The 24,483-nt window shown below is 69.8% G+C and carries 24 protein-coding genes; 13 read left to right on the top strand and 11 right to left on the bottom strand.

All coding sequences use genetic code 11. The features are described 5' to 3' along the window. Nucleotides 1-52 precede the first annotated feature (52 nt). From JOE46_RS20095 to JOE46_RS20075, 5 genes are all read left to right on the top strand, one after another. Nucleotides 53-1,291 carry an MFS transporter gene (locus JOE46_RS20095; RefSeq protein WP_245221120.1) on the top strand — a complete coding sequence of 413 codons (1,239 nt, stop codon included), beginning with the start codon at nt 53-55 and terminating at the stop codon, nt 1,289-1,291. Nucleotides 1,292-1,352: 61 nt separating this feature from the next. Then, the gene (locus JOE46_RS20090; protein WP_097214435.1) at nt 1,353-1,991 is read left to right on the top strand and encodes an NAD(P)-dependent oxidoreductase; all 639 of its coding nucleotides are present in this window, start codon (nt 1,353-1,355) and stop codon (nt 1,989-1,991) included. A 32-nt stretch (nt 1,992-2,023) separates the two neighbouring features. Beyond that, nucleotides 2,024-2,485, top strand: coding sequence for a MarR family transcriptional regulator (locus JOE46_RS20085; RefSeq protein WP_209928245.1), 462 nt, complete (start codon nt 2,024-2,026; stop codon nt 2,483-2,485). Nucleotides 2,486-2,514: 29 nt separating this feature from the next. Beyond that, on the top strand, nt 2,515-2,916 hold the full coding sequence (locus tag JOE46_RS20080; protein WP_097214434.1) for an SgcJ/EcaC family oxidoreductase: 402 nt from the start codon (nt 2,515-2,517) through the stop codon (nt 2,914-2,916). A 39-nt stretch (nt 2,917-2,955) separates the two neighbouring features. After that, nucleotides 2,956-3,324 carry an antibiotic biosynthesis monooxygenase gene (locus JOE46_RS20075; RefSeq protein ID WP_097214433.1) on the top strand — a complete coding sequence of 123 codons (369 nt, stop codon included), beginning with the start codon at nt 2,956-2,958 and terminating at the stop codon, nt 3,322-3,324. 44 nt (nt 3,325-3,368) lie between these two features. Here JOE46_RS20075 and JOE46_RS20070 read toward each other — a convergent pair whose 3' ends face one another. The 3 genes from JOE46_RS20070 to JOE46_RS20060 all read right to left on the bottom strand — a co-directional run bounded on the left by JOE46_RS20070 (nt 3,369) and on the right by JOE46_RS20060 (nt 8,559). Then, complete coding sequence (locus tag JOE46_RS20070) at nt 3,369-4,784, bottom strand: HNH endonuclease signature motif containing protein (RefSeq protein WP_209928243.1); 1,416 nt, start codon at nt 4,782-4,784, stop codon at nt 3,369-3,371. Between the two features lie 65 nt (nt 4,785-4,849). Continuing rightward, nucleotides 4,850-5,203, bottom strand: a complete 354-nt coding sequence (locus JOE46_RS20065; RefSeq protein ID WP_209928241.1) for a hypothetical protein — start codon at nt 5,201-5,203, stop codon at nt 4,850-4,852. A gap of 77 nt (nt 5,204-5,280) precedes the next feature. Then, complete coding sequence (locus JOE46_RS20060) at nt 5,281-8,559, bottom strand: BTAD domain-containing putative transcriptional regulator (protein WP_209928239.1); 3,279 nt, start codon at nt 8,557-8,559, stop codon at nt 5,281-5,283. A gap of 157 nt (nt 8,560-8,716) precedes the next feature. Here JOE46_RS20060 and JOE46_RS20055 point away from each other — a divergent pair, with 157 nt between their 5' ends. Continuing rightward, nucleotides 8,717-9,751 (top strand): NADP-dependent oxidoreductase, encoded by a 1,035-nt coding sequence (locus JOE46_RS20055; protein WP_209928237.1) that lies wholly within the window; start codon nt 8,717-8,719, stop codon nt 9,749-9,751. Nucleotides 9,752-9,790: 39 nt separating this feature from the next. Next, nucleotides 9,791-10,186 (top strand): RidA family protein, encoded by a 396-nt coding sequence (locus tag JOE46_RS20050; protein WP_209928235.1) that lies wholly within the window; start codon nt 9,791-9,793, stop codon nt 10,184-10,186. Here the strand turns inward: JOE46_RS20050 and JOE46_RS20045 are convergent. Further along, entirely contained in the window at nt 10,176-11,183 is a 1,008-nt protein-coding gene (locus JOE46_RS20045) for an NAD(P)-dependent alcohol dehydrogenase (protein WP_209928233.1), read from the bottom strand. The two genes, JOE46_RS20050 and JOE46_RS20045, sit on opposite strands and share 11 nt — an antisense overlap. 21 nt (nt 11,184-11,204) lie before the next feature. Next, on the bottom strand, nt 11,205-11,603 hold the full coding sequence (locus tag JOE46_RS20040; protein ID WP_209928232.1) for a nuclear transport factor 2 family protein: 399 nt from the start codon (nt 11,601-11,603) through the stop codon (nt 11,205-11,207). A gap of 91 nt (nt 11,604-11,694) precedes the next feature. Here JOE46_RS20040 and JOE46_RS20035 point away from each other — a divergent pair, with 91 nt between their 5' ends. Further along, on the top strand, nt 11,695-12,264 hold the full coding sequence (locus tag JOE46_RS20035) for a TetR/AcrR family transcriptional regulator (protein ID WP_097213863.1): 570 nt from the start codon (nt 11,695-11,697) through the stop codon (nt 12,262-12,264). 52 nt (nt 12,265-12,316) lie between these two features. Here JOE46_RS20035 and JOE46_RS20030 read toward each other — a convergent pair whose 3' ends face one another. The 4 genes from JOE46_RS20030 to JOE46_RS20015 form a co-directional block, all read right to left on the bottom strand. After that, complete coding sequence (locus tag JOE46_RS20030; RefSeq protein ID WP_097213862.1) at nt 12,317-13,117, bottom strand: SDR family oxidoreductase; 801 nt, start codon at nt 13,115-13,117, stop codon at nt 12,317-12,319. Then, complete coding sequence (locus tag JOE46_RS20025) at nt 13,114-14,772, bottom strand: FAD-binding dehydrogenase (RefSeq protein WP_269588681.1); 1,659 nt, start codon at nt 14,770-14,772, stop codon at nt 13,114-13,116. Before JOE46_RS20025 ends, JOE46_RS20030 begins: the two co-directional genes overlap by 4 nt. 2 nt (nt 14,773-14,774) lie before the next feature. Beyond that, the gene (locus JOE46_RS20020) at nt 14,775-15,419 is read right to left on the bottom strand and encodes a TetR/AcrR family transcriptional regulator (protein WP_097213860.1); all 645 of its coding nucleotides are present in this window, start codon (nt 15,417-15,419) and stop codon (nt 14,775-14,777) included. Between the two features lie 158 nt (nt 15,420-15,577). Next, nucleotides 15,578-16,189, bottom strand: coding sequence for a hypothetical protein (locus JOE46_RS20015; RefSeq protein ID WP_097213859.1), 612 nt, complete (start codon nt 16,187-16,189; stop codon nt 15,578-15,580). A 397-nt stretch (nt 16,190-16,586) separates the two neighbouring features. On the opposite strand from JOE46_RS20015, the gene JOE46_RS20010 reads away from it, so the two are divergent. The 5 genes from JOE46_RS20010 to JOE46_RS19990 all read left to right on the top strand — a co-directional run bounded on the left by JOE46_RS20010 (nt 16,587) and on the right by JOE46_RS19990 (nt 21,827). Next, nucleotides 16,587-16,928, top strand: coding sequence for a hypothetical protein (locus tag JOE46_RS20010; protein WP_097213858.1), 342 nt, complete (start codon nt 16,587-16,589; stop codon nt 16,926-16,928). 122 nt (nt 16,929-17,050) lie between these two features. Continuing rightward, a complete protein-coding gene (locus tag JOE46_RS20005; protein WP_027502787.1) occupies nt 17,051-17,254 on the top strand; it encodes a cold-shock protein in 204 nt (67 codons plus the stop codon). 403 nt (nt 17,255-17,657) lie between these two features. Next, entirely contained in the window at nt 17,658-18,170 is a 513-nt protein-coding gene (locus JOE46_RS20000; RefSeq protein ID WP_245221119.1) for a hypothetical protein, read from the top strand. A 160-nt stretch (nt 18,171-18,330) separates the two neighbouring features. Beyond that, nucleotides 18,331-20,064, top strand: a complete 1,734-nt coding sequence (locus JOE46_RS19995; RefSeq protein ID WP_209928228.1) for an Ig-like domain-containing protein — start codon at nt 18,331-18,333, stop codon at nt 20,062-20,064. A 35-nt stretch (nt 20,065-20,099) separates the two neighbouring features. Next, the gene (locus JOE46_RS19990) at nt 20,100-21,827 is read left to right on the top strand and encodes an Ig-like domain-containing protein (protein ID WP_097213855.1); all 1,728 of its coding nucleotides are present in this window, start codon (nt 20,100-20,102) and stop codon (nt 21,825-21,827) included. Nucleotides 21,828-22,206: 379 nt separating this feature from the next. Here the strand turns inward: JOE46_RS19990 and JOE46_RS19985 are convergent, their stop codons facing one another. Both JOE46_RS19985 and JOE46_RS19980 read right to left on the bottom strand, forming a co-directional pair. Continuing rightward, the gene (locus JOE46_RS19985) at nt 22,207-23,232 is read right to left on the bottom strand and encodes a beta-ketoacyl-ACP synthase III (protein ID WP_097213854.1); all 1,026 of its coding nucleotides are present in this window, start codon (nt 23,230-23,232) and stop codon (nt 22,207-22,209) included. A gap of 152 nt (nt 23,233-23,384) precedes the next feature. Then, complete coding sequence (locus JOE46_RS19980; protein ID WP_097213853.1) at nt 23,385-24,368, bottom strand: isopenicillin N synthase family oxygenase; 984 nt, start codon at nt 24,366-24,368, stop codon at nt 23,385-23,387. Between the last annotated feature and the right edge of the window lie 115 nt (nt 24,369-24,483).

Below are 24,483 nucleotides of genomic sequence, written 5' to 3'. Positions count from 1 at the left end.
GGTGACAAACATGTGTTGGACTCATTGATCTTTCTTGGCCAGGCTTTCGGTCATGACAAACCTGATGGCGCGAACGACACCGCGTGCCGCCGCTCCCGAGGCCGCGGGCGGCCTGAGCCGAGGACTGCTGCTCCTCATGTCGGTCTCGACCGGACTCGTGGCGGCGGGCAACTACTTCGCACAACCACTCCTGGACGTGATCCGCCAGGACCTCCAGCTCAGCACGTCGACAGCGGCGATGGTCGTCACCGCCGCGCAGGCCGGCTACGCCCTGGGGCTGATCCTGTTGCTGCCGCTCGGAGATCTCCTGGAGCGGCGCCGCCTCGCGGTGGCGATGTTCGGGGCCACCGCGGTGTTCCTCCTGATGTCGGCCGCCGCCCCCAACGGTGCGGTCCTGCTGGCTGGCACCGCACTCGCCGCCATCACCTCGGTGGCTGCGCAGGTACTGGTGACCTTCGCGGTGGCGCTCGCCGATCCGGAACATCGCGGCCGGGTGGTGGGCACCGTGATGAGCGGCCTCCTGCTCGGCGGACTGCTCGCGCGGACCGTCTCGGGAATGCTGTCGGAGTTCGGCGGCTGGCGCACGGTCTACTGGGTCAACGCGGTGCTGCTGACCGTGGTCGCGGTGTTGCTGTGGCGCGTCCTGCCCCGCCTGCACACCCCCGCCGGGATGTCCTACCCCTCGCTGCTGCGCTCGACCGTCGTCCTGTTCCGAACCGAACCCGTGCTGCGTTGGCGGGCGATCATCGCCGCGCTCTCGCTCGCCTCGTTCAACGTGTTCTGGACATCCGTCACGTTCCTACTGGTCGGGGACCACTACTCGTGGTCGGAGGCGGTGATCGGCCTCTTCGGTCTGGTCGGCGTCGCGGGGACGATCGCCACCCCTGTGGCCGGCAGGCTCGCCGACCGCGGCTACGTGCAGTGGGTGTCCGGTATCGGTACCGCACTGCTGGCGATGTCCTGGCTGGCGATCGCCGCGGGGGCGACATCGCTGGTGTGGCTGTTGGCAGGCGCGATCGCCCTGACGGTGGCGCAGCAGTCGGTGCTCAACAGCAATCAGAACGTCATCTACGCCCTGGCCCCCGAGATCCGCAACCGGCTGAACTCCGCATTCATGACGGCCTTCTTCGTCGGTGGCGCCGCAGGTTCGGCACTGACCGCCGTCGCCTGGGTGCGCGGCGGATGGGCGGGCGTGAGTGCCCTCGGGGGTGCACTCGCTCTCGCCACCTTCCTGGTCTGGGTCGCCGAGCGTGTGAGCACCACCAGGCGCAGCCCCGCCCTCCCGGCCTGACCACGGACCGCACGGACCACCCGACATTCATCGACAACCAACTGACAGGAACGAAACAACCATGCGCATCACAGTTTTCGGCGCGGCGGGACAGGTGGGCAGCAGGGCGGTGGCCGAGGCCCTCGACCGCGGCCACGAGGTGACGGCCGTGCTCCGGAGCCCCGCGCGAGCACACGAGGTGCCGGCGGGAGCAGAGGTCCGCATCGGCGACGCAGCCAGCATCGAGGACATCATCGACCTGAGCGTCGGCCAGGACCTCGTGATCAGTGCGACGCGGCCGACACCGGGCAATGAGGACGAGCTGGTCTCGACCACAAGGGCATTGCTCGCAGGGCTGGCCCGGACCCGGGTGCGGCTGCTGGTCGTCGGCGGCGCCGCGACCCTGACCGTGCCCGGCACGGCCGGGGTGACCGTGATGGACGAACCGGACTTCCCCGCCGAGTTGCGGGGCATCGCGCGGGCGTGTGCCGACCAGCTCGAGGTGTGCCGTGCCGACGCGTCGGCGCAGTGGACGTACCTCAGCCCGCCCGCACTGCTCGAGCCGGGAACGCGAACCGGACTGTTCCGGCTTGGCACGGACGACCTGCTGGTCGATGCCGACGGCGCCTCCGTGCTCTCCATGGAGGACCTGGCGGTGGCGCTGCTCGACGAGGCGGAACGGCCACGGCATCACCGGGTCCGGTTCACCGCCGCCTACTGATCCGCGCAACGCAAACCCGAGAGGACAACGACATGACGATGATCGGCTACCCCGACGACGTGATCGCCGCCCAACCGATGGGCTACTGGACCGACCTGGCGGCCCGCGCGGTCATCGGAGCCCTGCGCGGACAGCTCGCGGTCGAACAGCTCACCCAGCCGCACTGGTGGACCCTCAATCACGTGAGCGGGTCCCCCGGCACCTGGACCCGCACGACGCTGGCCGAGCGTCTCGACGAATTCGCCGACGAGGGAACAGATTTCGGCGCTGTCCTCGACGATCTGGCCGGCAGGGGCTGGCTGCGCGTCGACGAGGGCGCCGGCACCCTGACCCTGACCGACGACGGCGAGGCCGGGCGGCGGCGCGCCCACGAGCGGAATGCTCAGGCACACAGGCAGATGCGCGAGGGGGTGCCGACCGCCGACTACGTCGCGACCGTCAACGTCCTGCGGCGCATGGTCGCCAACCTGGACGGCCGCACGGATCTGCCCTGACCACCACGACCCCCACCTGGAGCACCGACATGAGCACCGATTCACCCGCACTGACCGCCATCCGCCGCCTCGTCGCCGACGCCGTGGAGTTCCAGAACAACGTGGACCGATTCATCCCGCTGCACACCCCCGAGGTGACCATCGTCAACTTCGGCGGACGCCGGGTCTCGGGCCGGGACGCGCTGACCGAGGCGATGCGGCAGGCGCTGGCGACACCGCTCGCGGACGTGACCACCACCGTCGACATCGAGGACATCCGATTCCTCCGCGACGACGTGGCGATCGTGGCCTGCGTCAAACGGGTCTTCGACGGAAGGGATTCCGCCGCAACGGCCCTGCCCGCGACCACGGGGCAACTCACTTACGTGATGGTCGAGGACGGCGACCGCTGGCGGATCGCCTCCGCGCAGACCACGCCGACCACGACCTGAACCGCCGCACCCATCACGTCTCGACAAGGGAGAACCACCATGAGCACCGACACCGGCTTCTACTCGATCATCGACTACACCGTCGACGGTCCCCGGACCCGGACAGAGCTCGTCGACGCCTTCGCCGAGATGCAGAACCGTTGGGTCAGTTTCTATCCCGGATACCGATCCGCGCGATTCCACGTGAGCACCGACGGATCCCGGGTGTACAACATCGTGCACTGGGCCAGCGAGGCCGACTACCGCAACTTCGTCGAGACCTCCGATACCGAGGGACGGATGTCGGCGATCGGCGCGGCACTCAAGGCGATCGCAGGCAAGGCCGAGCCCCGCATGAGCGGGATCCCCACCTACACCGTCGTGCGGGAGGTCGGCCCCAGGACTCGGGAGCCCGAGGATGCAGCGTGATCACCGCACTCGGCGCCCCGCGCTCTGTGCCCGATGGATTCGCTTTAGGCGGCGAAGGTGAGTTGGTTGCGCCGGTTGTGTGCCGGCATGGGTTGTCGTCGGGGGTCGATCCAGGTGGGTGGGGTGAACCAGGGGTGGCCGTCGGTTTTGCTGATGGTCACGGTCCAGTCGCCGCGGTGGATGGTGGTGTGGTGGAAGCGGCAGAGCAGTACCAGGTTTGACAGGTTGGTGGGGCCGCCGTTGGACCAGTGCTGGATGTGGTGGCCTTCGGTCCAGGCGGCGGGGCGTCCGCAGCCGGGGAAGGCGCAGCCGCAGTCCCGAGCATTGAGGGCGCGGCGGAGTTTGCGGGGGATGAGGCGGGTGGTGCGTCCGACGTCGATGGGGTTGCCGTCGGCGTTCATGGTGATGGGGGTGATGTCGGCGTCGCAGGAGATCTGGGCGGCGAGGTCGAGTGAGATGGGCCCCAACCAGGGCATCCAGGCCGGTCCGCGGCGACGCCCCCGGTGGCCGCGTTCATGGTGATGGTGTTGGTCGGTGGTGGCGGCGAGGTCGTCGGCGTCGACGAAGACGTTGATGTGGGGTCGTTCGCCGCCTTCGCTGGGTGCCTGCCCTGAGTCCAGATAGGTGCGGACGATGCGGGTGAGGGCGTCGGCTCGGCGTTGGGCGGGGGTGCGTTGGTCTTTGCTGGTTTGTCCGTCGCGGTTGTCGGCCCCGGGGCGGGGCTTGGACAGGGCGGAGAGTGCGGTGAGGAGGGCTTCGCCGGAGGCGGCGTCGAGGTGTCCTTTGAGGTGGACGCGGCCGCCGAGTCCGGGTGAGGCGTGGAATTCGTTGAGTTCGGCGTTCTCCGAATCGGGGTTCTTCTTGTCGCCGTTGAGGATCTGATCGAGTGCCTTGGCTCGGCGGGCGAGGGTGGTGGAGTCTTCGGTGCGGGCGGCGTAGAGGAGGTAGCGGGCGCAGGCCTGTGCGCGGGTGGAGTCGGTTCCGACGATGTCGAACACATTCTCGCCGTTGCCGTCACCGTCGGGTTCTCCGTCGCCGTCACTGTCGGTCTCGGCCGTGTCGTCGTCGGCGGTGTTGTCGGTAGAGCGTGCCGGGGCGTCGGGGTCGGGAACCTTGCTCAGGAGTTCAACGATCACCCGGATCTGGTCGTAATCGGTTTCGCCGGCGTCGAACGCGGCGGCCACCTCCGAGTGCTTCGCCAGCTCCCGTCCGAGTTTGACGATCCTGTTTGCCTGGCCGGGCGTCATGGTAGTCGCGCCGGCGAGCCAGTTGCCGGGGGAGGAGGCCCCGACCTGCTCGGCCACGCACCGCTGATCGACCTGATGCATCAGACGTACCCGCAGCGCCTCGAGCTGCCGCATCCGCAGCGAGAGCTCGGGAATCAGCCGCAGGAGTTCGGTGTCTGCGAGCTGCCACGCGGCCACATCCGGTGGCGCGGTGAGCATCTCGTCGAGATCCATGTTCGAAGTCTACTCGAACACACGTTCGATAATAATTGGGTTGAAAGTAAATAGCTCAGCCCGGCTTACGGCTGCCAGACGTAGACCTTGCCGCCCTCATACCCGGCCCCTGAGCCCGAGCCGAAGAGCCCCATGGCGGCGAGCGGGTTCTGCAGGCCGTGCACCTTGCCCTGCGGATCGGTCTGGCTCGCATAGAAGAACCCGTGCCACGAGCCGCAGGAGATGCGATCCGTGCCGTACGGGCTGATGACGACCATCTTGTCGGTGGTCCAGGCCTGCGGGTCGAGCGGCACCACGAACTGGTCACTGCACGGATGCGACTCCGGCCCACCCTGTCCCCTGACCGCCTCGGCCGAAGCGGCCGGGGCCAGCAGGGTTCCGAGACCGATCGCCAGGGCGCAGGACCCGGCTAAGAGCATGCGGTTCATCGTCGATTACCTCCCGGAGACGCGAAACAGCCCAGACAGTATGTCTGTCGGCCCGGGACCGGCCCCCGTTACCGCACCGTCGCGGGCACGGCGGCGAGCACGGGATCGCCCAGGACATCGGCGAGGTCGCGGGCGGCACCTCGGTCGAACTCCTCGGTGAACACCGCCGCAGACACGGCATCCCTGATCAGAGCCTCGATCCGGACCACGTCACCTCGCTCGGCGTCGGGTAGCGGCTGGCCCACCGCCTTCCTGGCCGCGGCGGCGGCCCCCAACAGCCGCGCGGCGAGCTCGGGGCGGCCGCCCGCCGCGTGTGCACCGGCGATCCCCTCCAGCGCCAGAGCGATCGCGCGGGGATCGCCGGTCTCCCGGACCGCGGCGAGACCCTCGTGGTGCAGCGCCAACGCCTGCTCGACCTCGCCGCGCTGCTCCGCGTTGAAGCCCAGTTCGGCGAGGATCAGCACCACGCCGTAGAACGGGATCCCCTGGGCGGACTCGAGCCGCCGATCCCACTCGAGCCAGTGCTGCAGATGCACCCGGGCGCCATCCAGGTCGCCCGTCCTTCGGGCCACCAGCGCGAGCCCGATCTCGGCGAACTGCTCGGCGAACCGGTGCGACTGCTCCGCGGCGACCCGCATCGCGCGCTCGTGTAGCTCCCTGGACTCATCGAAATCACCTGTGAGTAAGGCAATTCGACCGAGACCGGACAGCCGGTACGACACATCGGTCCACAGGTGGAGCTCCTCGGCGAGGCCGACCCCTTCCCGGTGCAGGCGGGCGGCATCCGAGTAGTCGCCGGCGATCTCCGCGAGTGTGGCCAACACATCGGTGGCCTGAATTCGGCCCCACCCGTCCCCCAGTTCCGCGAACGCGGCCATGCCCGCGGCGGCGTGACGCCCGACCGATTCCAGATCCCCCCGGAACAGCGCGGCGGTCGCGAGGGCATGCTCCGCCGCTCCGATGCCCCAGCGGTCACCGAGTTCACGGAAGGTCGAGATCGCCGCGTCGATCAGCTCGGAGCTCACGTCCAGCGCGCCCAGCCTCAGGTGGACATACGCCAGGAACCACTGCGCCCGCGCCCGCCCACCCCGATCATCGGCGCCGTCGAAGGCCCGCAACAACGCCCGGCTCCGCTCCCCCGGTTCGGTACCCTCGCCGACCAGCATCGCGAAGCCGGCGAGCCAGGCACCGGCCCTGGCCGTGCCTGCGACCGCGGCTTCCCCTGGGGCCGCCAGCGCCGCGCGCAGCGCCCTGTTCCCCTCCGACAACCGGCCACGAAGAAACCAGTACCACGCCATCGCATCGGCGATCCGCACCGCGAGGTCCGCCTCGCCTCGCTCCGCAGCGCCGTCGAGAGCGGCACGAATGTTTGCTGCCTCGGCGTCGAGCCGACGCAGGCCCGCGTGCTGGTCTCCGCCGCGCAGCCGCGACTCGGTCCGCTCGGCGAGCTCCGTGTAGAAGATGTTGTGCTGCAGGCGAACCTGCTCGAACTCTCCGGCCTCGTGCAGCCGTTCGAGGCTGTAGGCCGCAACTGATTCGAGCAGCCGGTACCTCGGCTCCGCCCCGTCGTCCACGACCACCACGAGCGATCGGTCGACCAGACGGCTCAGCAGATCGAGCACCTCGACGGTGCCGACGCCGACACCGGCACAGACGGCCTCTGCGGCGTCGAGGGCACAACCGCCCTCGTGTACCGCGAGGCGGCGCAACACGATTCGCTCCTGCTCGTCGAGGAGGCCCCAGCTCCAGTCGATCACCGCCCGCAGGGTCTGCTGGCGGGCCGGGGCGCCGCGCCTGCCGGCGGCCAGCAGTCGGAATCGGTCGTCGAGCCGGTCGGCGAGCTGGTGAATCCCCAACGCGCGCACCCGGCTCGCCGCCAACTCCAGCGCCAGCGGAATGCCGTCGAGTCGGCGGCAGATCGCGGCCACGGCGCGCGCGTTCCCGGCGTCCAGCACGAACCCAGGGGCGGTGGCCACGGCGCGCATCGTGAAGAGCTGCACGGCGGCGGACCGTTCGACGTCCGCGAGGTCCGGCTCCGCGTCGGGCAGGCGCAGCGGGGGTACGACCTGCAGGACCTCCCCGTCCACCGCCAGCGGTTCCTGACTGGTGGCCAGAACCCGCAGGCCTGGCGCCCGCCCCAGCAGCAGATCGACCAGCGTCGCAACGGAATCCGCCACATGCTCGCAGTTGTCCAGCACGAGCAACAACCGCCTTGATCGCAGTGCACCCGCGAGCAGGTCCGCCGGATCGGCGGATTCGATCGCCGGGCGGGGACCCGTGACGGCGTCATCGCGTATCCCGAGCACTGCGGCCACCGCGGCGGCCACCTCGCGGGCGGACGACGACTCCGGAACCGCAGGCCTACGCAGCTCGGCGAACTCGACGAACCACACGCCGTCCGGGAAGTCCTCGGCCACCGCCTCGGCGGCGGCCAGCGCCAATCGCGTTTTCCCCACCCCGCCGGGCCCGGTCAGCGTGACCAGTCGGGCGCCGGCGAGCCGGTCCCGGGCCTCGGCCAGCTCCCGCGCCCGGCCGATCAGGTCGTTGCGCGCCGCGGGCAGGTTGTCGCGGGCGCGCGCGGCGGCGTCCGGGGCCGCCAGAAGCCCCGGGTCCTGATCCAGGATCGAGTGATAGAGGGTGACCAGGTCCGGACTGGGGTCGACGCCGAGCTCCTCGGCCAGCACCTCCCGCAGCTGCCCGTAGCTCGCCAGCGCCTCGCTCTGCCTGCCGGCCCGATAGAGGGCCAGGACCTGCGCGGCACGGAGGCGTTCCCGCAGCGGATGGGCGGCGACCGACGGCCCCAGCTCGTCGGCCAGCAGGTCGTGCTCACCGAGCTCGAGGCGGGCCTCGGCGTGATCCTCGAGAGCGGTCAGCCGCAGTTCCTCCAGGCGGGTGATCGCCTCGCGCGCGAATCCCTCGTCGGCGAAGTCGGCGTAGGCGGACCCCCGCCACAACGCCAGCGCCTCCGCGAGCAGCCCGGCCCGCTCGCGCGGATCGACGGTGGCGCGCGCCCGCGCGGTCAGCGCGGCGAACTGCCCGGCGTCCACGGCGGCCGCCTCGACCCGCAGCAGGTAGCCGGGTGGGCTGTACCCGACCAGATCCCGGCCGCCCGGTTCCGCACCCTCGAGGGCCCGGCGCAGCTGGGAGACCTTGGTCTGCAGGGTGTTCGTGGGGTTACCGGGGAGATCCTCACCCCACAGGTCGTCGGCCAGCCGCGCGGCCGTCACCGGCCGCCCGTGATGCACCAACAGGTCCGCCAGCAGGGCTCGGACCTTCACCTCGGGGACCCGCACCGGGGTGCCGTCGGAGGTCCACACCGCGAGCGGACCGAGTACCCCGAAACGCATTCGGCCACAGTAACCCAGCCGTGCGTGACCCCCAGCGAACCCTGCGCGGATCGTGCGCGCCCGTCGGCACAGTGGTTCCAGCGAGGCCGGAGGAACCGACGAACAGCCGGTCACCACCTCGAAACCGAACCGCACACCGATCAGAGAAGAGAACCCCATGAGCGCGAACCAGAACGCCGCCCCCCAGCTCACCGGCCGCGAGATCCGCCTCGCCTCCCGCCCGGTCGGCGAGCCCGGGCCGGACAACTTCGAACTCGTCGAGGTCGCCGTGCCCCAGCCGGGCGAGGGCCAGATCCTGGTCCGCAACACCTGGATGTCCGTCGACCCGTACATGCGGGGCCGCATGGACGACGCCGAGTCCTACATCCCGCCCTTCCAGCTGGGCGCCGCCATGGACGGCAGCGCGGTGGGTGAGGTCGTCGCGTCCCTATCGGAGACGATCCCCGTCGGCACGACGGTGACCCACTTCCTCGGATGGCGCGAGTACGCGGTCCTGGACGCGGCCGACGCCACCGTCATCGACACCGCGATCGCGCCGGGCCAGGCCTACCTCGGGGTGCTCGGCACCACCGGCCTGACCGCGTACGCCGCCCTGACCGAGGTCGCACCGGTCCGGGAGGGCGACGTGGTCTTCATTTCCGCGGCCGCCGGGGCCGTGGGATCGGTCGCCGGCCAGATCGCACGGAAGTTGGGCGCCGCCACGGTGATCGGATCGGCGGGCGGTCCGATCAAGACCAAGAAGCTGATCGCCGACTTCGGCTACGACGCCGCGATCGACTACCGCGAGGGCCGCCTCACCGAGCGGCTCGCCGAGGCCGCCCCCGAGGGGATCGACGTCTACCTCGACAGCGTCGGCGGAGATCATCTCGAGGCCGCCATCGGAGCCGCGCGGGTCGGCGGCCGGGTCGCCCTGGTCGGCGCGATCAGCACCTACAACAACACCGCGCCCGCCCCCGGCCCCACCAACCTGTTCCAAGCCGCCGCGAAGGAACTGACCCTGCGCGGCATGCTGATCGGCTCGTACTTCCACCTGTTCCCGGAGTACATCCCGCTGGCGGCGGGCTGGCTCGCCGACGGCACCCTGCGCACCGAGGAGACCGTCGTGCACGGTCTCGAGCAGGCCCCGGACGCATTCCTCGGCGTGCTGCGCGGGGCCAACACCGGCAAGATGCTCGTCCGCCTCGGCGACTGACCTCGACCCTCACCGACCACCCCCGAAAGGACCCGCGCCATGTCGCACTCGATCATCAACCCCGAGAACCTGCACGACCCGGTCGGATTCGGCTACAGCCACGTCGCCCGCACGCGCGGGGACCTGGTGTTCATCGCCGGCCAGTACGCCTCCGACGGCGACGGCCACGTCACCTCAACCGATTTCACCGACCAGGTCGAACAATCGCTGGCGAACCTGCGGACCGCACTGGCCGCGGTTGGCCTCGACTACCGCCACGTCGTCGCGCTCCGCACCCACATCGTCGGCCACGACGCCGACAAGCTCGCGGTCATCGCCAGGCTGATCGGCGAGATCTGGGGCGACCGGCCGCCGACCCAGACGCTGACCGGGGTGGCCGCGCTCGCCCTCCCGGACATGCGGTTCGAGATCGACGCCGTCGCGGTCACACAGTGACCACCACCTTTCCCAGCGCCGCGCCCGAGGCGTAGTGGCGGTAGGCGTCGGGGGCGTCGTCGAAGGCGAACACTCGGTCGATGACCGGGCGGATCCCGTTCGCCTCGATGACGCGGTTCATCGCGAGGAACTGCGCGCGGCTGCCGACCGCAACGGCGCGCACCGTGGCACCGGAGGCGAACAACACCCGGGCGTCGATGAGCGGCGGTGCGTTGTCGGAGACGAAGCCGACGCAGGCGACGTGCCCCTCCGTCGCCACCGCCAGGAGCGACTGCTCCAGGTACCCGGTCACGTCGATGACGCGGTCGGCGCCTCGCCCACCGGTCAGGTCCCTGACCTCGCTCGACCAGTCGGGCGTTGCCCGGTAGTCGATCACCTCGTCGGCACCGAACTCGGTCAAGCGGGCGGCCTTGGCCGGGCTGCTGGTGGTGGCGATCACCCTGGCCCCGAGCGCCTTCGCGAACTGGAGCGCGAACAGCGACACCCCGCCCGAGCCCTGCACGACCACGGTCTGCCCGGCCCGCAGGCCGATGCCGTCACCGGTCAGGGCGTTCCACGCGGTGACCGCGACGCAGGGCAGCGTCGCCGCCTCCTCGAAGGACAGGTGATCGGGGACCGGCACGAACTCGTCCTCGCCGAGCACCACGAACTCGGTGAGCATGCCGTCCAGCGAGCCGCCCCGCTGCGGCAGGTGCTCGGCCCCGAACGGCCCGTCCTGCCAGCTCGGGAACAGGGTCGCTGCCACACGGTCACCGATCCGGGCCGAGCGGACCCCCGGTCCGACCGCGATGATCTCGCCCGCCCCGTCCGACACCGGCACCACGTCCGGCTTCACGGGCAACACGTACGTGCCGCGCAGCACCAACAACTCGCGGTAGCTGAGCGAGACGGCGCGCACCGCGACCAGGACCTGTCCAGGGCCTGGGACCGGGACCTCGTGCCGCCGGATCGTCAGGCCGTCGATCCCGGCCCCCTCGTCAACGTGATAGCTACGCATCGGTGTTCTCCCTCCTCTTCCTCAGTGCCCGGCGGCGGTGTCGATGGCCAGCGGAACCTCGCCCGCGGTCTTGCTGTAGCCGAGGGCCTCGACGATCAGTCCGTCCCGGACCCGCATGAGGTTCACCCCCTCCACCCAGTCCGCTTCGCCGTCGCCAAAGCGGTACCGCCAGCGGATCGTCGCCCGGTCCCCGGCCACCACCACCTCCTGGGGACGGAACTGGGTGGCGCGGTCCAGGGCCAGCGCGCCCCACCACGCCAGGCAGGCCGAGCGGCCCTCGACGCGCTCCCCGGTCGGGGCGGGCTGGACCGACTCCATCACGCAGTCCTCGCCGATCAGGTCGGTGAGGAGGCCGGCGTCCGCGTCGGTGAAGGCGCGGTTGAAGAGGTCGATGACATCGGTGGTGGTGCGGAGCGACATGGTGACAATCCCATCAGTAGATAGAACGTTCGGTCTCATCGGAATATATAGAACGGTTGATCTACCCGTCAACACCTGGAAGGCTGGCCCCATGACCACCCGCACCACACCCGGGCCACGAGAGCGCCTGCTGGACGCCGCCCAGGAGCTGACCTACAGCCAGGGCATGGGCGTCGGCGTCGACTCGCTCCTCAAGACGGCGAGCGTGGCGCGGCGTTCGCTGTACGAGCACTTCGGCGGCAAGGACGGGCTGATCGCCGCGGTGCTCGAGCGCAGCACCGCCGAGGACGAGGCCGACTACGAACGGACGATGCGCGCCGCGGGCGACAATCCACGTGATCGCCTGCTGGCCGTCCTCGACCGGCTCGGCGAGGTCATCGCCCAGCCGGGGTTCCGCGGCTGCCGCTACCTCGCCGCCGACCTCGCGCTGGCCGACCCCGACCATCCCGGGCACGCCGTCACCCGCAGCTATCGCGAGCGCGTGCACCTGCTCCTCGAGGCGGAATTCGTCGCCCTCGGGCACCCTCGGCCCGCGCACGCGGCCGATCAGTTCGCGCTGCTCATCGACGGCACGCTGGCGGCAGGGGTCACCCAGCCCGGCACCGACCCCGCGACCTCCGCCCGCGAACTGGCCGGGCCGATCCTCGACGTCCGGGGCTAGGACCGGCGCTCGCCCCCGTCACGGCGGTCGAACCGCCGTGACAGGGTGCGGCTCAGCGCAATCCGTGCCGACGGGCCACCAGCTTCTCGACCATCGTGCGCGGGAGCATCCGACGCAGCGCGAACGTCACCGGGGCGTTGCTGCCCACCGCGTAGAGCTGCTTGGGACGGTCTGCCTCGATCGCCTTCACGACGGTCTCGGCCACCTTCTGACCGGAGATGCCCGCGCGCTCGTTGGCGTCGAGCGCAGCGATCATCGTCCGGTACTCGGCCGTGTACGGCGACCCCTCGTCGAGGTAGTGGGTGCGGCGCTCACCGATGCCGGTGCTGATCGAACCCGGCTCCACCGTCGTCACGCCAACGCCGTATGGCGCGACCTCCCGCCTGGCCGCGGTCGCGAAGCCCTTGATAGCCGCCTTCGTTGCGACATAGGACGAGCGGTAGGCCAGCGGGAAACTCGCGAGCATCGACCCCACCATGACGACCCGTCCGTACCCGCGCGCACGCATCCCGGGCAGCACGAGCTGGGTGAGCCGGACGGCGCCGAAGACGTTGGTCTGGAAGAGCCGCTCGACCGCCTCCATCGGAAGCTCCTCGATCGGCCCGCTCTGACTCTCCCCGGCATTGTTGACCAGGACGTCCACCTCGCCCGCCGCGGCCGCGCACGACTCGATGCTCGCCGGATCCGTCAGGTCGAGGGCCAGGTACTCGACACCGGGGATGGGATCGCCGATCGACGCGGGGTTCCGGCTGGTACCGAACACCCGATATCCCCGGCCGACAAGAGTTTTCGCCACCGCAGCACCGATACCGGAGGACGCCCCGGTCACCAGCGCGGTGCGCGTACCGGTCACGCGAGCTCCCGCGCCAGCGCCCGGCCCGCGGCGCGGCCGGAGAAGATGCAGCCGCCGAGGAAGGTCCCCTCGAGGGCGTTGTAACCGTGCACCCCGCCGCCGCCGAACCCGGCGACCTCGCCCGCCGCGTACAGGCCATCGAAGGCCTCGCCGTCGGCGCGAATCACCTGCGAGTCCAGGTTGGTCTCGAGCCCACCGAGGGTCTTGCGGGTGAGGATGTTCAGGCGCACCGCGATCAGCGGTCCGTGCTCGGGATCGAGCAGCCGGTGCGGCTTGGCGACCCTGGTGAGCTTGTCGCTGCGGTACTGCCGCGCGTTGGTGATCGCCATCCGCTGCAGGTCTTTGCCGAACTTGTTGTCGAACTGGCGATCTCGGGCGAGGACCTCACCCTCGACCTGATCGAAGTCGAGCTGGGGGCCGCGGGCGATCTTGTTCATCCCGTCCACCAGCTCGCGCAGGTTGTCCGCCACCACGAAGTCGACGCCGTGCTGCTTGAACGCCTCCACCGGGCCCGGCGCCCCCTTGGCCAGCCGGCTGCGCAGCAGCAGCTTGACGTCCTTGCCGGTGACATCCGGGTTCTGCTCGGAGCCCGACAGCGCGAACTCCTTCTCGATGATCGACTGGGTGAGGATGTACCAGGAGTAGTCGTGCCCGGTCGCGAGGATCGCCTTCATGGTCTGGTTCGTGTCGAAGCCGGGGAAGTTCGGCGCGGGCAGCCGGCGCCCGGTGGCGTCGAGCCACAGCGAGGACGGGCCCGGGATGATGCGGATGGCGTGGTTCGGCCAGATCGGGTCCCAGTTGATGATGCCCTCGGTGTAGTGCCACATGCGGTCGCGGTTGACGATGTTGCCGCCCGCGCTCTCGGTGATGGCCAGCATCCGACCGTCCACGTGCGCAGGCACGCCCGAGATCATCGTCTCCGGCGCCGGGCCGACACGCTCGGTCGGCCAGTTCTTGCGCACCAGGTCGTGGTTGCCGCCGATGCCGCCGGACGTGACGATCACCGCCTTGGCGCGGAACTCGAACTCGCCCACGGCGGTTCGCGAGGACGCCTTGCCCCGCTCGAGGTCCGTCGGCTCCAGCACGGTTCCCCGGACACCGACGACCGCGCCGTCCTCGACGATCAGCTCGTCGACCTGATGCCGGAACTCGAAGTTGACCAGACCCCTCTTCTCGCCCTCGAGAACCGGCTCGGCGAAGATGCGCACGACCTCCGGTCCGGTGCCCCAGGTGAGGTGGAACCGGGGCACCGAGTTGCCGTGCCCGGACGCGCTTCCGCCGCCGCGCTCGGCCCAACCGACGGTCGGCACGACCTTGAGCCCGAGCTCACGTAGGTACTCCCGCTTCTCGGTGGCCGCGAAGTCGACGTAGGCGCGCGCCCACTGGCGTGGCCAGTGGTCCTCGCGCTCGCGGTCGAATCCGGCCGATCCCATCCAGTCCGCCAGCGCCAGCTCGTGGGAATCCTTGATCCCCAGTCGGCGCTGTTCGGGGGAATCCACGAAAAACAGGCCCCCGAGCGACCAGAATGCCTGTCCACCAAGGTTGTTGCGATTCTCCTGGTCGATCACCAGCACCCGGCGTCCGGCCTTCACGAGCTCGTGGGTGGCCACCAGTCCTGCCAGGCCCGCCCCCACCACGATGACATCGGCGTTCACGTTCACACTTCCTCGCTGTAGTTGCGCAGCACGCTCACGAACAGATTCGTGCGCGCCCGGCGGACGGTGTCACTTTCTGGTTCCATCAGGCATTGGACGGTGGTCCCGTCGTGCACGGCCACCAACGCCCGGCCGAGGGCTTGCGGGTCCGTCGCTCGCCGCCCGGCCCGCGCCAGTGCCGCTTCGACGATCGGCAGGATCGTGGCGAGGATGGCCTCTTCCCTGGCGGCCATCACCCGCTTGAGCGACGGATTTCGCAGGGCGTGCGCCGTGAATTCCGCGGTGATCCGGTACCACTGGTCGTCGATCGGGATCGCGTCGAGAATCCGTGCGGTGGATTCCACCACGCCGAGCTCACCCGGTTCCCCGGTGTACTCGCCCGACACCGCTTCGCGGAGGTCGGCGAGCATCTGCGCCGATCGTTGCTCCCACATCGCCAGGAACAGCTCATCGAGGGAGGCGAAGTTCGAGTAGAAGGCGCCCCGCGTGTAGCCGGCGCGTTCGCAGATCTGCTCCACCGTCGAGCGCCCGAAGCCCTCTTCGGCGAAGACGAGCAGCGCGGCGTCGAGCAGCCGCTCCCGCGTCTGGATGCGGCGCTTCGTCACGCGCTTGGGCGTCGCGGATTCGGCCGTGTCGTCCACACGCATCAGCCGCTCCTTCCCGAGACACCGCGCATTTCGATACATTTCTGCATCCGATGCGGAACCGTATCAGTTCGGCGGCCACACGTGTCGGGAATCGGGAGGCGGCCGCGCAGACGAAAGCCCCCGGTAGGTCCGGAGGCTTCGTGTGCGGCTGGAGATCGTCAGGTCCGCCGCGCGGTGACGAGCATCGGCTCGTGCAGGTCGAAGTACGACACCTCCCCCATCAGCCGGCCCTCCTCCTCGAACAGCGAGCGCAGGTCGTCGGGGATCTCGATCTTCTCGTGGGCGCGCGCCTCCGCTTCGGACGTGAAGTAGACGGTCTCGACGTATCCGCCGGAGCCGTCCGTCGCCAGCGTCCCACCGACGATCTCCGGGCGCAGCTCCTGGACCTGGTCGCCTGCCTGCGTCAGCACCTCCCGCATCCGGGTCTCGTCGCTGGTGTGCCCCTCCATGATCTGCACGAATCCGGCGTCGTCCGAGCCGCCGCCGAGCCATTCGGTCACCTCCGGGCAGTCCATGAAGGAGACCGGACCGTCGAAGCAGCGCTCGGTCTCAGCCCACCAGGCGCTCTGCTCGGGGCGCTCGCTGTTCCTGCGGGCCGCCGCCTCGGACTCGAACCGTGCCACCACGATGAAGGTCCCGTCCTCGGACATTCCGCGGGTCGACCCCAGAAAGCCGGTGGCCCCCGGCTGCAGTTCTTCCGCCCACCAGTCCATGCACCTGCGCAGGCCCTCCTCGTCAGACACCTTTCCTTGGACGACTTGGATGAACATCTCTGCCTCCTCGAGTCGGGGCCTGGACCCCAACTCAACGGATCACGGTGACCGACCGACGCGGTCCACCGATCGGCGGGCACCACCCGGCCCGCGCGGCGGCCACTACGGGTTCAATCCTTCGCCCGGCCCCCACCGCACGCAAGAGCCCGTCACGGGTCACAGATACAACTCCAGGCGGCGACGGTCGAGGAGTCGTGGTCACCCGGCACGCCCACGACAAGCAACACCGCGACTGTTTCTCTCATGGCGTTCTCCGGCGTGGATCGGCCCAGATCAGGCGGGCTCACCACTCAACCTTCCGGCGGGCGACCAATATCACGTGAGTAGCCGACTACTCGAATCGACGACGCCGGGCAGGGTTGCGCCTGGCACCCGAACGCGGTCGAATTGATTCGTGGACCCCGAGGAACGCTTCACCTCGCTGGTCGACGAGTTCGCCGGCCTCGCGGGCGTGTCGGTGCCCGAACAGTGCACCCGGCGGGGCTTCGGATCGGGCGCACTGAAGGTCAACGGCTCGATCTTTGCCATGCTCACGGGCGGTCGACTGGTGGTGAAGCTGCCGAGGACCCGGGTCCAATCCCTGGTCGGGAGCGGAATGGGCGGAACGTTCGAGGCCGGCAAGGGGCGGCCGATGAAGGAATGGCTGACGGTCACCGTGGACGACGACCTGACGTGGCTCTCGCTGGCCAGGGAGGCCCTGGAGTTCGTGGGAAGCAGGCGTCCCGCACCCCGTTGAGAGCGTCCTGAACCCCACAAAGTACAGCCCGCTGTGGACGCAGCGGCATCGAGGTGGCATCCTTACCGTGAGACCAGGGTTCTCGACCTGAGGATCCGGCTCGCAGTAACAGGAGTAATAACGTGGCACAGGGCACCGTGAAGTGGTTCAACGGCGAAAAGGGTTTCGGTTTCATCGAGCAGGACGGTGACGGACCCGACGTGTTCGTTCACTACTCCGAGATCCAGGGCAGCGGCTTCAAGTCCCTCGACGAGGGCCAGCGCGTGGAGTTCGAGATCGGCCAGGGCCAGAAGGGCCCCCAGGCCACCGGCGTTCGCACCGTCTAAAGCGACTTAGTCTCCGGGCGCGCGCCACACGGCGCGACCTGTCAGACCTTCCGAAGGGCGTCTCCGTTTACGGAGGCGCCCTTCGGCGCGTTCGCCCCAAGCGCGGGACTCGCCGTCCCCAGCGGCCCGCGCCTCCCTCCCGACGATGTCCTCGCTCGTCGACCCCGTGTGATCTCGGCCGCAAAATGGCGATTCAATGCCAGACTCGGGGCGCATAATCTATCATCTGAGGCTTTTGGCGCTGATTGGCGCTACTTCTCGCCCGGTGCCACGGCGAACAAACCCGAGGATTGGAGCAGAGATGCGAATCTTGCGTGCGTTTGTAGGAGCGGTCGGTGGGGTGATCATCCTGGTTCTGGCGCTATCTCTTCACGCACCCGTGGCGACCGCTCAGACCGAGTGCATGAGAATGCCGTACTTCACGCCGTTCGGATATGCCAATTTCGATTTCCCCCCGCAAATCGTCGGGCTGCTGAACGACAACGAGATCGCGGTCGAGGGCATCACGCCGTTCCAGGCCAAGCCCGCGAAGACCGGTCTCTATCTGCCGATCGGCTCGCACACCAACCACATCGACGCGTGCATGGGCGTGTACTACCCCGGCGGGCCGAAGTTCGTCAGCAAGACCGGGAACTCTGTTGCGGCCGAGAACATCTGGCTGCGGATGGACGGCGCCTACGCGACCGTGAAGATCAACGGGGTCGCCCAGGGCGAGAGGATGGTCGCCACCTACAACGTGGGTGAGATGATGCCGACGGTCATGACGCCGCACGGTGGCGGGATCGGCCCCACCTACTGGCCGTTCCGCTTCTCCCCCTATTTCGCGCAGGTCTTCAACCAGACCGCCGGCGCCAACCTCGTCAGTGCGGGTGAACTGTTCGCCAACCTCGACGCCGTCGGGAAATTTGCGCCCTGATCTGACACGCAGACAGACCGCTCGTGAACAGGCCGAAATCCCCCGAACAGGAATCTTAAAAAGCGTTCAATCAATTCCCTCATTCTCGTAACCACACCGGCCCGGTTGTGCTCTACTCGGATCTTTGGTCTCACCCCCCTCTCCGAAAGACCGGGTCACCATGCCTCGCTCAACCCTGCGCCGCTCCGTGGCGCCCGTCGGCGTCCTCGCCCTGACCGCCGGGCTCGCCCTCATCGGCGGGCCCGCGCACGCCGGCACCGTCAACTTCCAGACCGCCTGCCAGGCCACGCCGTCGACCTCGCTCGCCGGTCCGCAACACCAGGTGGTGGCGGCGTCGGCCTCGGTGACCGCGCCCGCGAGCGTCGCTCCCGGCGACACGTTCACCTACCGGATCCAGCCCGGCCCCGGCTCCTATCCGGACTCCCAGTCGGGTGGCACCACCGCCGGACTGTCGCGGCTGAAGTTCGACTTCGAGATCCCCGCGAACTCGTCGTTCGTGAACGCCGTCGTGGCGGCAGGCACCGGTGCCAACCTCGGCGGGGTCGCCCCGAACGTGCTTCGGGTGAACACCTCCGGCACCGTCGACGCCGCAGGCCCGATCCTGCGTCTCTCCGGCAACAACCAGACCATCGGAAACGGCCCCTCGTCCAGTGGCAACAGCGAGGGCGGCATCACCGCCCCCAAGCTGAAGAAGAACCTCGACGGCACCAACAATTCCGGCGGCAACAGCGTCTTCCAGCTGCCCGCCGTGGACGTCACTGTCGTCGCCGGGTCCGCAGGCACCATCACCCCGAAGCTGCGGGTGGGCGGGAACGCGGCCGCCTACAACAGCGACGAGAACTACAGCACCTCCCTGGCGAAGGCCAGCGCCCCGTTCGTCGGCACCGTGTGGGCGCCCACCCGCTGCGTGCCCAAGGACAGCAGCGGTGGAGCGCTCAACGCCGGCGGCGGACCGCTGGCCACCGTCAACGTCGTCGCGGCCGCCGTGACCACCGCCACGACCCTGACCGCGCCCGGCACCGCGACCACCGGCACCGCGATCGACCTCACCGCGGCCGTCGCGCCCGCCCCCAGCGGCGGCACCGTCCAGTTCAAGGACGGCGACACCAACATCGGCGCACCGGTCAACCTCACCGGCGGCAACGCCACCCGCAGCCACACCTTTGCCACCGCGGGCGCCCATGCCATCACCGCGATCTACAGCGGCGCGACCGGCTTCACCGGTTCCACCTCCGCGGCCGCGACAGTCGACGTCCAGGGCCCGGCCCCCGTCGACGTCGCCACCGCCGTCACCCTGACCGTCCCCGCCACCGCGACCACGGGCTCCGCCGTCGGCCTGTCCGCGACGATCGCGCCCGCCCCGAGCGGGGGCACCGTCCAGTTCAAGGCCGACAACACCCCGATCGGCGCACCCGTCGAGGTCGTGGGCGGCGTCGCCACCCTTGCGCACACCTTCACCACCACCGGGCACCGCAACATCAGCGCGTCCTTCTCCGGCAGCGCCGGATTCCTGGGATCGAACTCCGCCTCGCAGACCATCGAGGTCAACGCCCCGGCGCCCACCGACGTGGCCACGGTGACCAAGGTGACCGCGCTGAGCACGGCCACCGTCAACACGGCGATCGACCTGTCCGCGACGGTCACCCCCTCCCCGGCGGGCGGCACCGTCCAGTTCATGGACGGCACCACCCCGATCGGCGGACCGGTGACCGTGGTGAACGGGACCGCGATCCTGGCGCACACCTTCACCTCGGCGGGCGAGCACGGCATCACCGCCGTCTACAGCGGTGCACCGGGCTTCGTGGCCTCCACGTCCGCGACCTTCGCGGTGACCGCCTCGGCCGCAGGAACCCCGGGTGGCAGCGGATCGGCCGGCAGCCTGTTCGGTTCCTGATCACCTTCCTCAGACCCACCCCCTCAGGAGTTGCTTTGACATCCCCCACCCTGCGCCGCGGCGCGGCGGCCCTCGCGGCCGCCGGATTGACCGCGGGCGCACTGCTATTGGCGGCCCCGGCCACCGCGGCGCCCACCACCACCGGCTTCGATGCCGCGTGCTGGGGCAAGTTCAAGAGCCTGCTGGACAACACCCACAAGTCCATCGGCACCGGCGTGACCGTCGAGGCCCCCGCCAGTGTCGTCACCGGCGATACCTTCACGTACCGGCTCCAGCCCGAGACGATGACGCTGGCGCGCAACGGCGAGAACCTCCGGATCCGCTCGAGCGTGTCCCGGATCAAGTTCGACTACGAGATCCCCGCCGGCGCCCAGTTCGTCTCCGCCACCGTGGTTCCCGGCACCGGGGTCAACCTGGCCGGATCGGCGCCGACGGTCACCCGGGTGGCCGAGAACGGTAGCCCCTCCGCCGCAGGCACGATCCTGCGCCTGTCCGGCAACAACGAGACCGTGGGCAACGGCCCGACCACCAACGACGGCGCCGAGGGCGGCATCGTCGTGAATGCCGCGGGCTCCGGCGACACCTCGTACCGGCTGCCTGCCATCGAGATCACGGCCGTGGCCGGTCCGGCCGGATCCGTGGTGACCCCGAAGATTCGCACCACCGGAGCGGCCGCGAACTACAAGGCCGACGAGAACTTCTTCACCTCGCTGGTCCGGGAGAAGGACCCGGTGTTCTCCGTGTCCTACTGGTCCGCCACCCGGTGCGTGCCGAAGAACGGCACCGACCCCGGCAGCGGCGTCCCGCTCAACGCGGGTGCGGGACCGCTGGCCACGATCAATGTCACCGCCCCACCGGACGCGACGACCACGACCGCGGTCGCCGCTCCCACGACCGCGAACACCGGTGCGGCCGTTGATCTCACGGCCACCGTCAGCCCCGCCCCCGCGGGCGGCACGGTCCAGTTCAAGGACGGCGCCGACAACATCGGCGGGCCGGTCACCCTCAGTGGCGCCACCGCCACGCTGAGCCACACCTTCGCGACCGCGGGCGCACACGCCATCACCGCGGTCTACAGCGGCGCTCCCGGGTTCGCGGGCTCGACCTCCGCGCCGCATTCGGTCGAGGTCGGCGTCGCCACCGTCGACACGACCACGGTGCTGACCACCCCGACCCACGCGAAGACCGGGGTGTCGGTCGGCCTGGCCGCGACCGTCGCACCCACACCGACCGGCGGCACGGTGCAGTTCCTCGACGGCGGTGCCCCGATCGGCGCACCGGTGACCGTCGCGGGCGGCGTGGCCACGCTGGCGCACACCTTCGACTCGGCGGGCAGCCACTCGATCACCGCGTCGTTCAGCGGTGCGCCCGGCTCGGCCCCCTCGACGGCGGCCGCGAAGACCGTCACGGTCTCCGTCCCGGCGCCGAACGAGGCGACCACCAGCACCACGCTGGACGCCCCGACCCCGGCCACCCAGAACCAGGCCGTGACGCTCACCGCCACCGTGGCACCGAGCGAGGCGGGTGGCACCGTGCAGTTCTACGACGGCGTCACCGCGATCGGCGTCGCGGTGCCGTTGTCCAACGGCACCGCGACGCTGTCCCACGCGTTCGGCGCCGTCGGCGCGCACGGCATCACCGCCGTCTACAGCGGCGCGGCCGGATTCCTGGGCTCCACGTCGGACGCGCACGTGGTCAACGTGACCGCGGTGGGCACCCCCGGCGGCGGTAGCGGCTCGGCAGACAGCATCTTCGGCTCCTGATCGAACCGCTCGCCCCACGGCGGGGGCGTCGCCTTCCGGTGACGCCCCCGCCGTTTCTCGTCCGGCGGGGCCTGTTCGTGGTGCCGCCGATGCGCCAGTCTGGAGAGGCCATCACCTCATTCGAGTAAGGACACGTGATGACTTCCGCAACCATCCGGGCGATGCAGGTCAGCGAGCCGCGCAGACCGGGGCGCGGGCCTGGATCGAGGAGGCTCCCCTCGCCGAGGACGGACAGGCCTTCGACCGGATGCTCACCGGCAAGGCCCGCTTCCGGATGGTCCTGACCACCGGCAACTGACAGGCGGACGCGAAGGGGCACCGCAAGCGCGAATTCGCGCGAGGATGCCCCCTCGGCCGGGCGCGGGGTGTCCCGCCCTTGTCAGCTCTCGGCCAGCACCGGCATCTTGACGACCTGGCCTGCGTAGGACAGGCCGGCGCCGAAGCCGAGCAGCAGCGCGGTCGCGCCGGCCTGAACCTGACCGGTGCGCAGCATCTTCTCCATGGCGAGCGGGATCGACGCCGCCGAGGTGTTGCCGGTCTCGATGATGTCGTCCGCGACCGGAACGCCCTCGGGCAGGTCGATCGACCGGACGATGACGTCGTTGATGCGCAGGTTCGCCTGGTGCGGCACGAACGCGTCGATCTGGTCGATCCGCACGCCTGCGCAGTCCAGAACCGTCTTGGCGATCTTGCCCATCTCGAATGCCGCCCACCGGAAGACGGCGGTGCCCTCCATGATGATCCAGGGGCGCTTCTGCTCCGGGTTCAGCGCGAAGCCGACCCAGTCCGGCTCCTGCCGGATCGAGCGGCCCTGCGCACCGTCGGAGCCCCACACCGTCGAGCTGATGCCGACCTCGTCGGAGACGCCGACGACCACAGCGCCCGCACCGTCACCGAAGATGGCCCGCACCGAGCGGTCGGTGGGCTCGGTCGAGTCCGTCATGCGGTCCACCCCGACCACCAGCACCTTGTTCGCGGTGCCCGCCCGGACCAGGTCCGAGGCCACCCCGAGCGCGTAGCAGAAGCCCGCGCACCCGGCGGCGACGTCGAAGGCAGAGGGGCCGCCTGCGCCCAGCATGTCGGCGAGGATCGCCGCGCCCTGCGGCGTCTGCATCGGGTAGGTCGACGTGGCCAGGATGACCACGTCGAGCTCGGCAGGCTCGACTCCCGCGGCCGCGAGCGCGGACCGGGCCGCCGACTCGGACATGTCCAGCACGGACTCCTCCGGGTAGGCCTTGGCGAACCGCCGCTCCTTGATCCCCGTGCGCGACTGGATCCACTCGTCGGTCGAGTCGATCGACTGGCAGATCTCCTCGTTCGTCACCACGCGCTCGGGTCGGTGCACCCCGAGCCCGAGCATGGCGGTATTGCGGATTTCGGTGGAGTTCGTGATCACTGCACCCATGGTCTATCTCCTCTTGTTCAAAGTTTCGCTTCGGGATGCTCGGGCGAAACCCACGAACTCTCCTCGCTCGACACCGTAGCGCCCAAAGAAACTGGACGGTGATCCAGCCCACAAGGGCGATGCGGTACGCAATCGCGTACCGGCGGCGCGGTTCAGCTGGTGTACCCCCAGCGGGCCGCCACGTCCGGGTGCGCGCGCACCCTGCTCTTCCACGCGTTCGCGCCGTAGGTGTCGAAGATGGGGTTTCCCGGGTCTGCGCTGACCCCGCGCGCCCGGCCGGCCAGCTCCGCGGGCAAGGTCAGCACCGGCACCACCGCGTCGAGCGCGGGGTTGAAGAAGTAGGGCACCGAGATCCGCTCGGGCGAACCCGGGGCCGAGAGCACCCGATGCCTGGTCGCCCTCAGGTATCCCGCGGTTGCCACCTCGAGCAGCTCGCCGATGTTCACGATGAACGCCCCCGGCAGCGGCGGGGCGTCGATCCAGTCACCGCCGCGCCCCTCCACCTGCAGCCCGCTCGACCCCGGCTCGACCAGCAGCAGGGTGAGCACACCCGAATCCTTGTGTGCGCCAACACCCTGGTCGCTCTCCCGTTCCGCCCCCTCGCCGACTCGATGGCCCGGATAGCGCACCACCTTGATCAGGGTCGCCGGGTCCGTCGCGAACGCGGGGTCGAACACGTCGGCACTCGCCCCGAGCGAGACCGCCCACTCCCGCAACAGTTCCAGGCCGAGCCGCGACAGTTCGGCGTCCCAGCGGATGATCGTCGCCCGTAGCTCGGGCAGCGCCCTCGGCCAGCGGTTCGGGCCCTGCAGGTTCCAGTACCCGACCGCGCCGGGGATCGCCGCGCGCTCGGGCCCGATGTCGATCTGCTCCCGCCAGTCGGTCCGTCCCTCGGTGAGCTCTCCACCGAGCCGCGTGTAGCCCCGGAAATGCGGACTGCCGAGCATCTCGATCGACATCTTCTCCTCGACCGGCAGCGCGAAGAACCTGTGGGCCACCCCGAGCACCTCGTCGATCAGAGCCCTCGGCACGCCGTGGTCGGTCAGGTAGAAGAAGCCGAGCTCGTGCGTCGCCCGGCGCAACGCCAGTCGCCCCCGCACACTGGTCAGTTCGCCGAAGTCGACCACCGGCAACATGAATCCAGGGTATCCCCGGTGAATCCCTGCAATACCGGCTAACCCTGATTAGGATCTACGTGGCGTGCGCGTTGCCGCTCACGCCACGGGAACTCGTGTTCCATGACCAAAAGTC

This window comes from Rhodococcus sp. PvR099 (assembly GCF_017833315.1).
Classification (GTDB): domain Bacteria; phylum Actinomycetota; class Actinomycetes; order Mycobacteriales; family Mycobacteriaceae; genus Rhodococcus_G; species Rhodococcus_G oryzae.
This window is presented reverse-complemented; position numbering and strand designations above follow the sequence as displayed.

What these genes read in the sequence shown, in the direction of transcription:
- JOE46_RS20095 (WP_245221120.1), top strand. Translation starts at nt 53, where the DNA reads ATGACAAACCTGATGGCGCGAACGACACCGCGTGCCGCCGCTCCCGAG.
- JOE46_RS20090 (WP_097214435.1), top strand. Translation starts at nt 1,353, where the DNA reads ATGCGCATCACAGTTTTCGGCGCGGCGGGACAGGTGGGCAGCAGGGCG.
- JOE46_RS20085 (WP_209928245.1), top strand. Translation starts at nt 2,024, where the DNA reads ATGACGATGATCGGCTACCCCGACGACGTGATCGCCGCCCAACCGATG.
- JOE46_RS20080 (WP_097214434.1), top strand. Translation starts at nt 2,515, where the DNA reads ATGAGCACCGATTCACCCGCACTGACCGCCATCCGCCGCCTCGTCGCC.
- JOE46_RS20075 (WP_097214433.1), top strand. Translation starts at nt 2,956, where the DNA reads ATGAGCACCGACACCGGCTTCTACTCGATCATCGACTACACCGTCGAC.
- JOE46_RS20070 (WP_209928243.1), bottom strand. Translation starts at nt 4,784, where the DNA reads ATGGATCTCGACGAGATGCTCACCGCGCCACCGGATGTGGCCGCGTGG.
- JOE46_RS20065 (WP_209928241.1), bottom strand. Translation starts at nt 5,203, where the DNA reads ATGCTCTTAGCCGGGTCCTGCGCCCTGGCGATCGGTCTCGGAACCCTG.
- JOE46_RS20060 (WP_209928239.1), bottom strand. Translation starts at nt 8,559, where the DNA reads ATGCGTTTCGGGGTACTCGGTCCGCTCGCGGTGTGGACCTCCGACGGC.
- JOE46_RS20055 (WP_209928237.1), top strand. Translation starts at nt 8,717, where the DNA reads ATGAGCGCGAACCAGAACGCCGCCCCCCAGCTCACCGGCCGCGAGATC.
- JOE46_RS20050 (WP_209928235.1), top strand. Translation starts at nt 9,791, where the DNA reads ATGTCGCACTCGATCATCAACCCCGAGAACCTGCACGACCCGGTCGGA.
- JOE46_RS20045 (WP_209928233.1), bottom strand. Translation starts at nt 11,183, where the DNA reads ATGCGTAGCTATCACGTTGACGAGGGGGCCGGGATCGACGGCCTGACG.
- JOE46_RS20040 (WP_209928232.1), bottom strand. Translation starts at nt 11,603, where the DNA reads ATGTCGCTCCGCACCACCACCGATGTCATCGACCTCTTCAACCGCGCC.
- JOE46_RS20035 (WP_097213863.1), top strand. Translation starts at nt 11,695, where the DNA reads ATGACCACCCGCACCACACCCGGGCCACGAGAGCGCCTGCTGGACGCC.
- JOE46_RS20020 (WP_097213860.1), bottom strand. Translation starts at nt 15,419, where the DNA reads ATGCGTGTGGACGACACGGCCGAATCCGCGACGCCCAAGCGCGTGACG.
- JOE46_RS20015 (WP_097213859.1), bottom strand. Translation starts at nt 16,189, where the DNA reads ATGTTCATCCAAGTCGTCCAAGGAAAGGTGTCTGACGAGGAGGGCCTG.
- JOE46_RS20000 (WP_245221119.1), top strand. Translation starts at nt 17,658, where the DNA reads ATGAGAATGCCGTACTTCACGCCGTTCGGATATGCCAATTTCGATTTC.
- JOE46_RS19995 (WP_209928228.1), top strand. Translation starts at nt 18,331, where the DNA reads ATGCCTCGCTCAACCCTGCGCCGCTCCGTGGCGCCCGTCGGCGTCCTC.
- JOE46_RS19985 (WP_097213854.1), bottom strand. Translation starts at nt 23,232, where the DNA reads ATGGGTGCAGTGATCACGAACTCCACCGAAATCCGCAATACCGCCATG.
- JOE46_RS19980 (WP_097213853.1), bottom strand. Translation starts at nt 24,368, where the DNA reads ATGTTGCCGGTGGTCGACTTCGGCGAACTGACCAGTGTGCGGGGGCGA.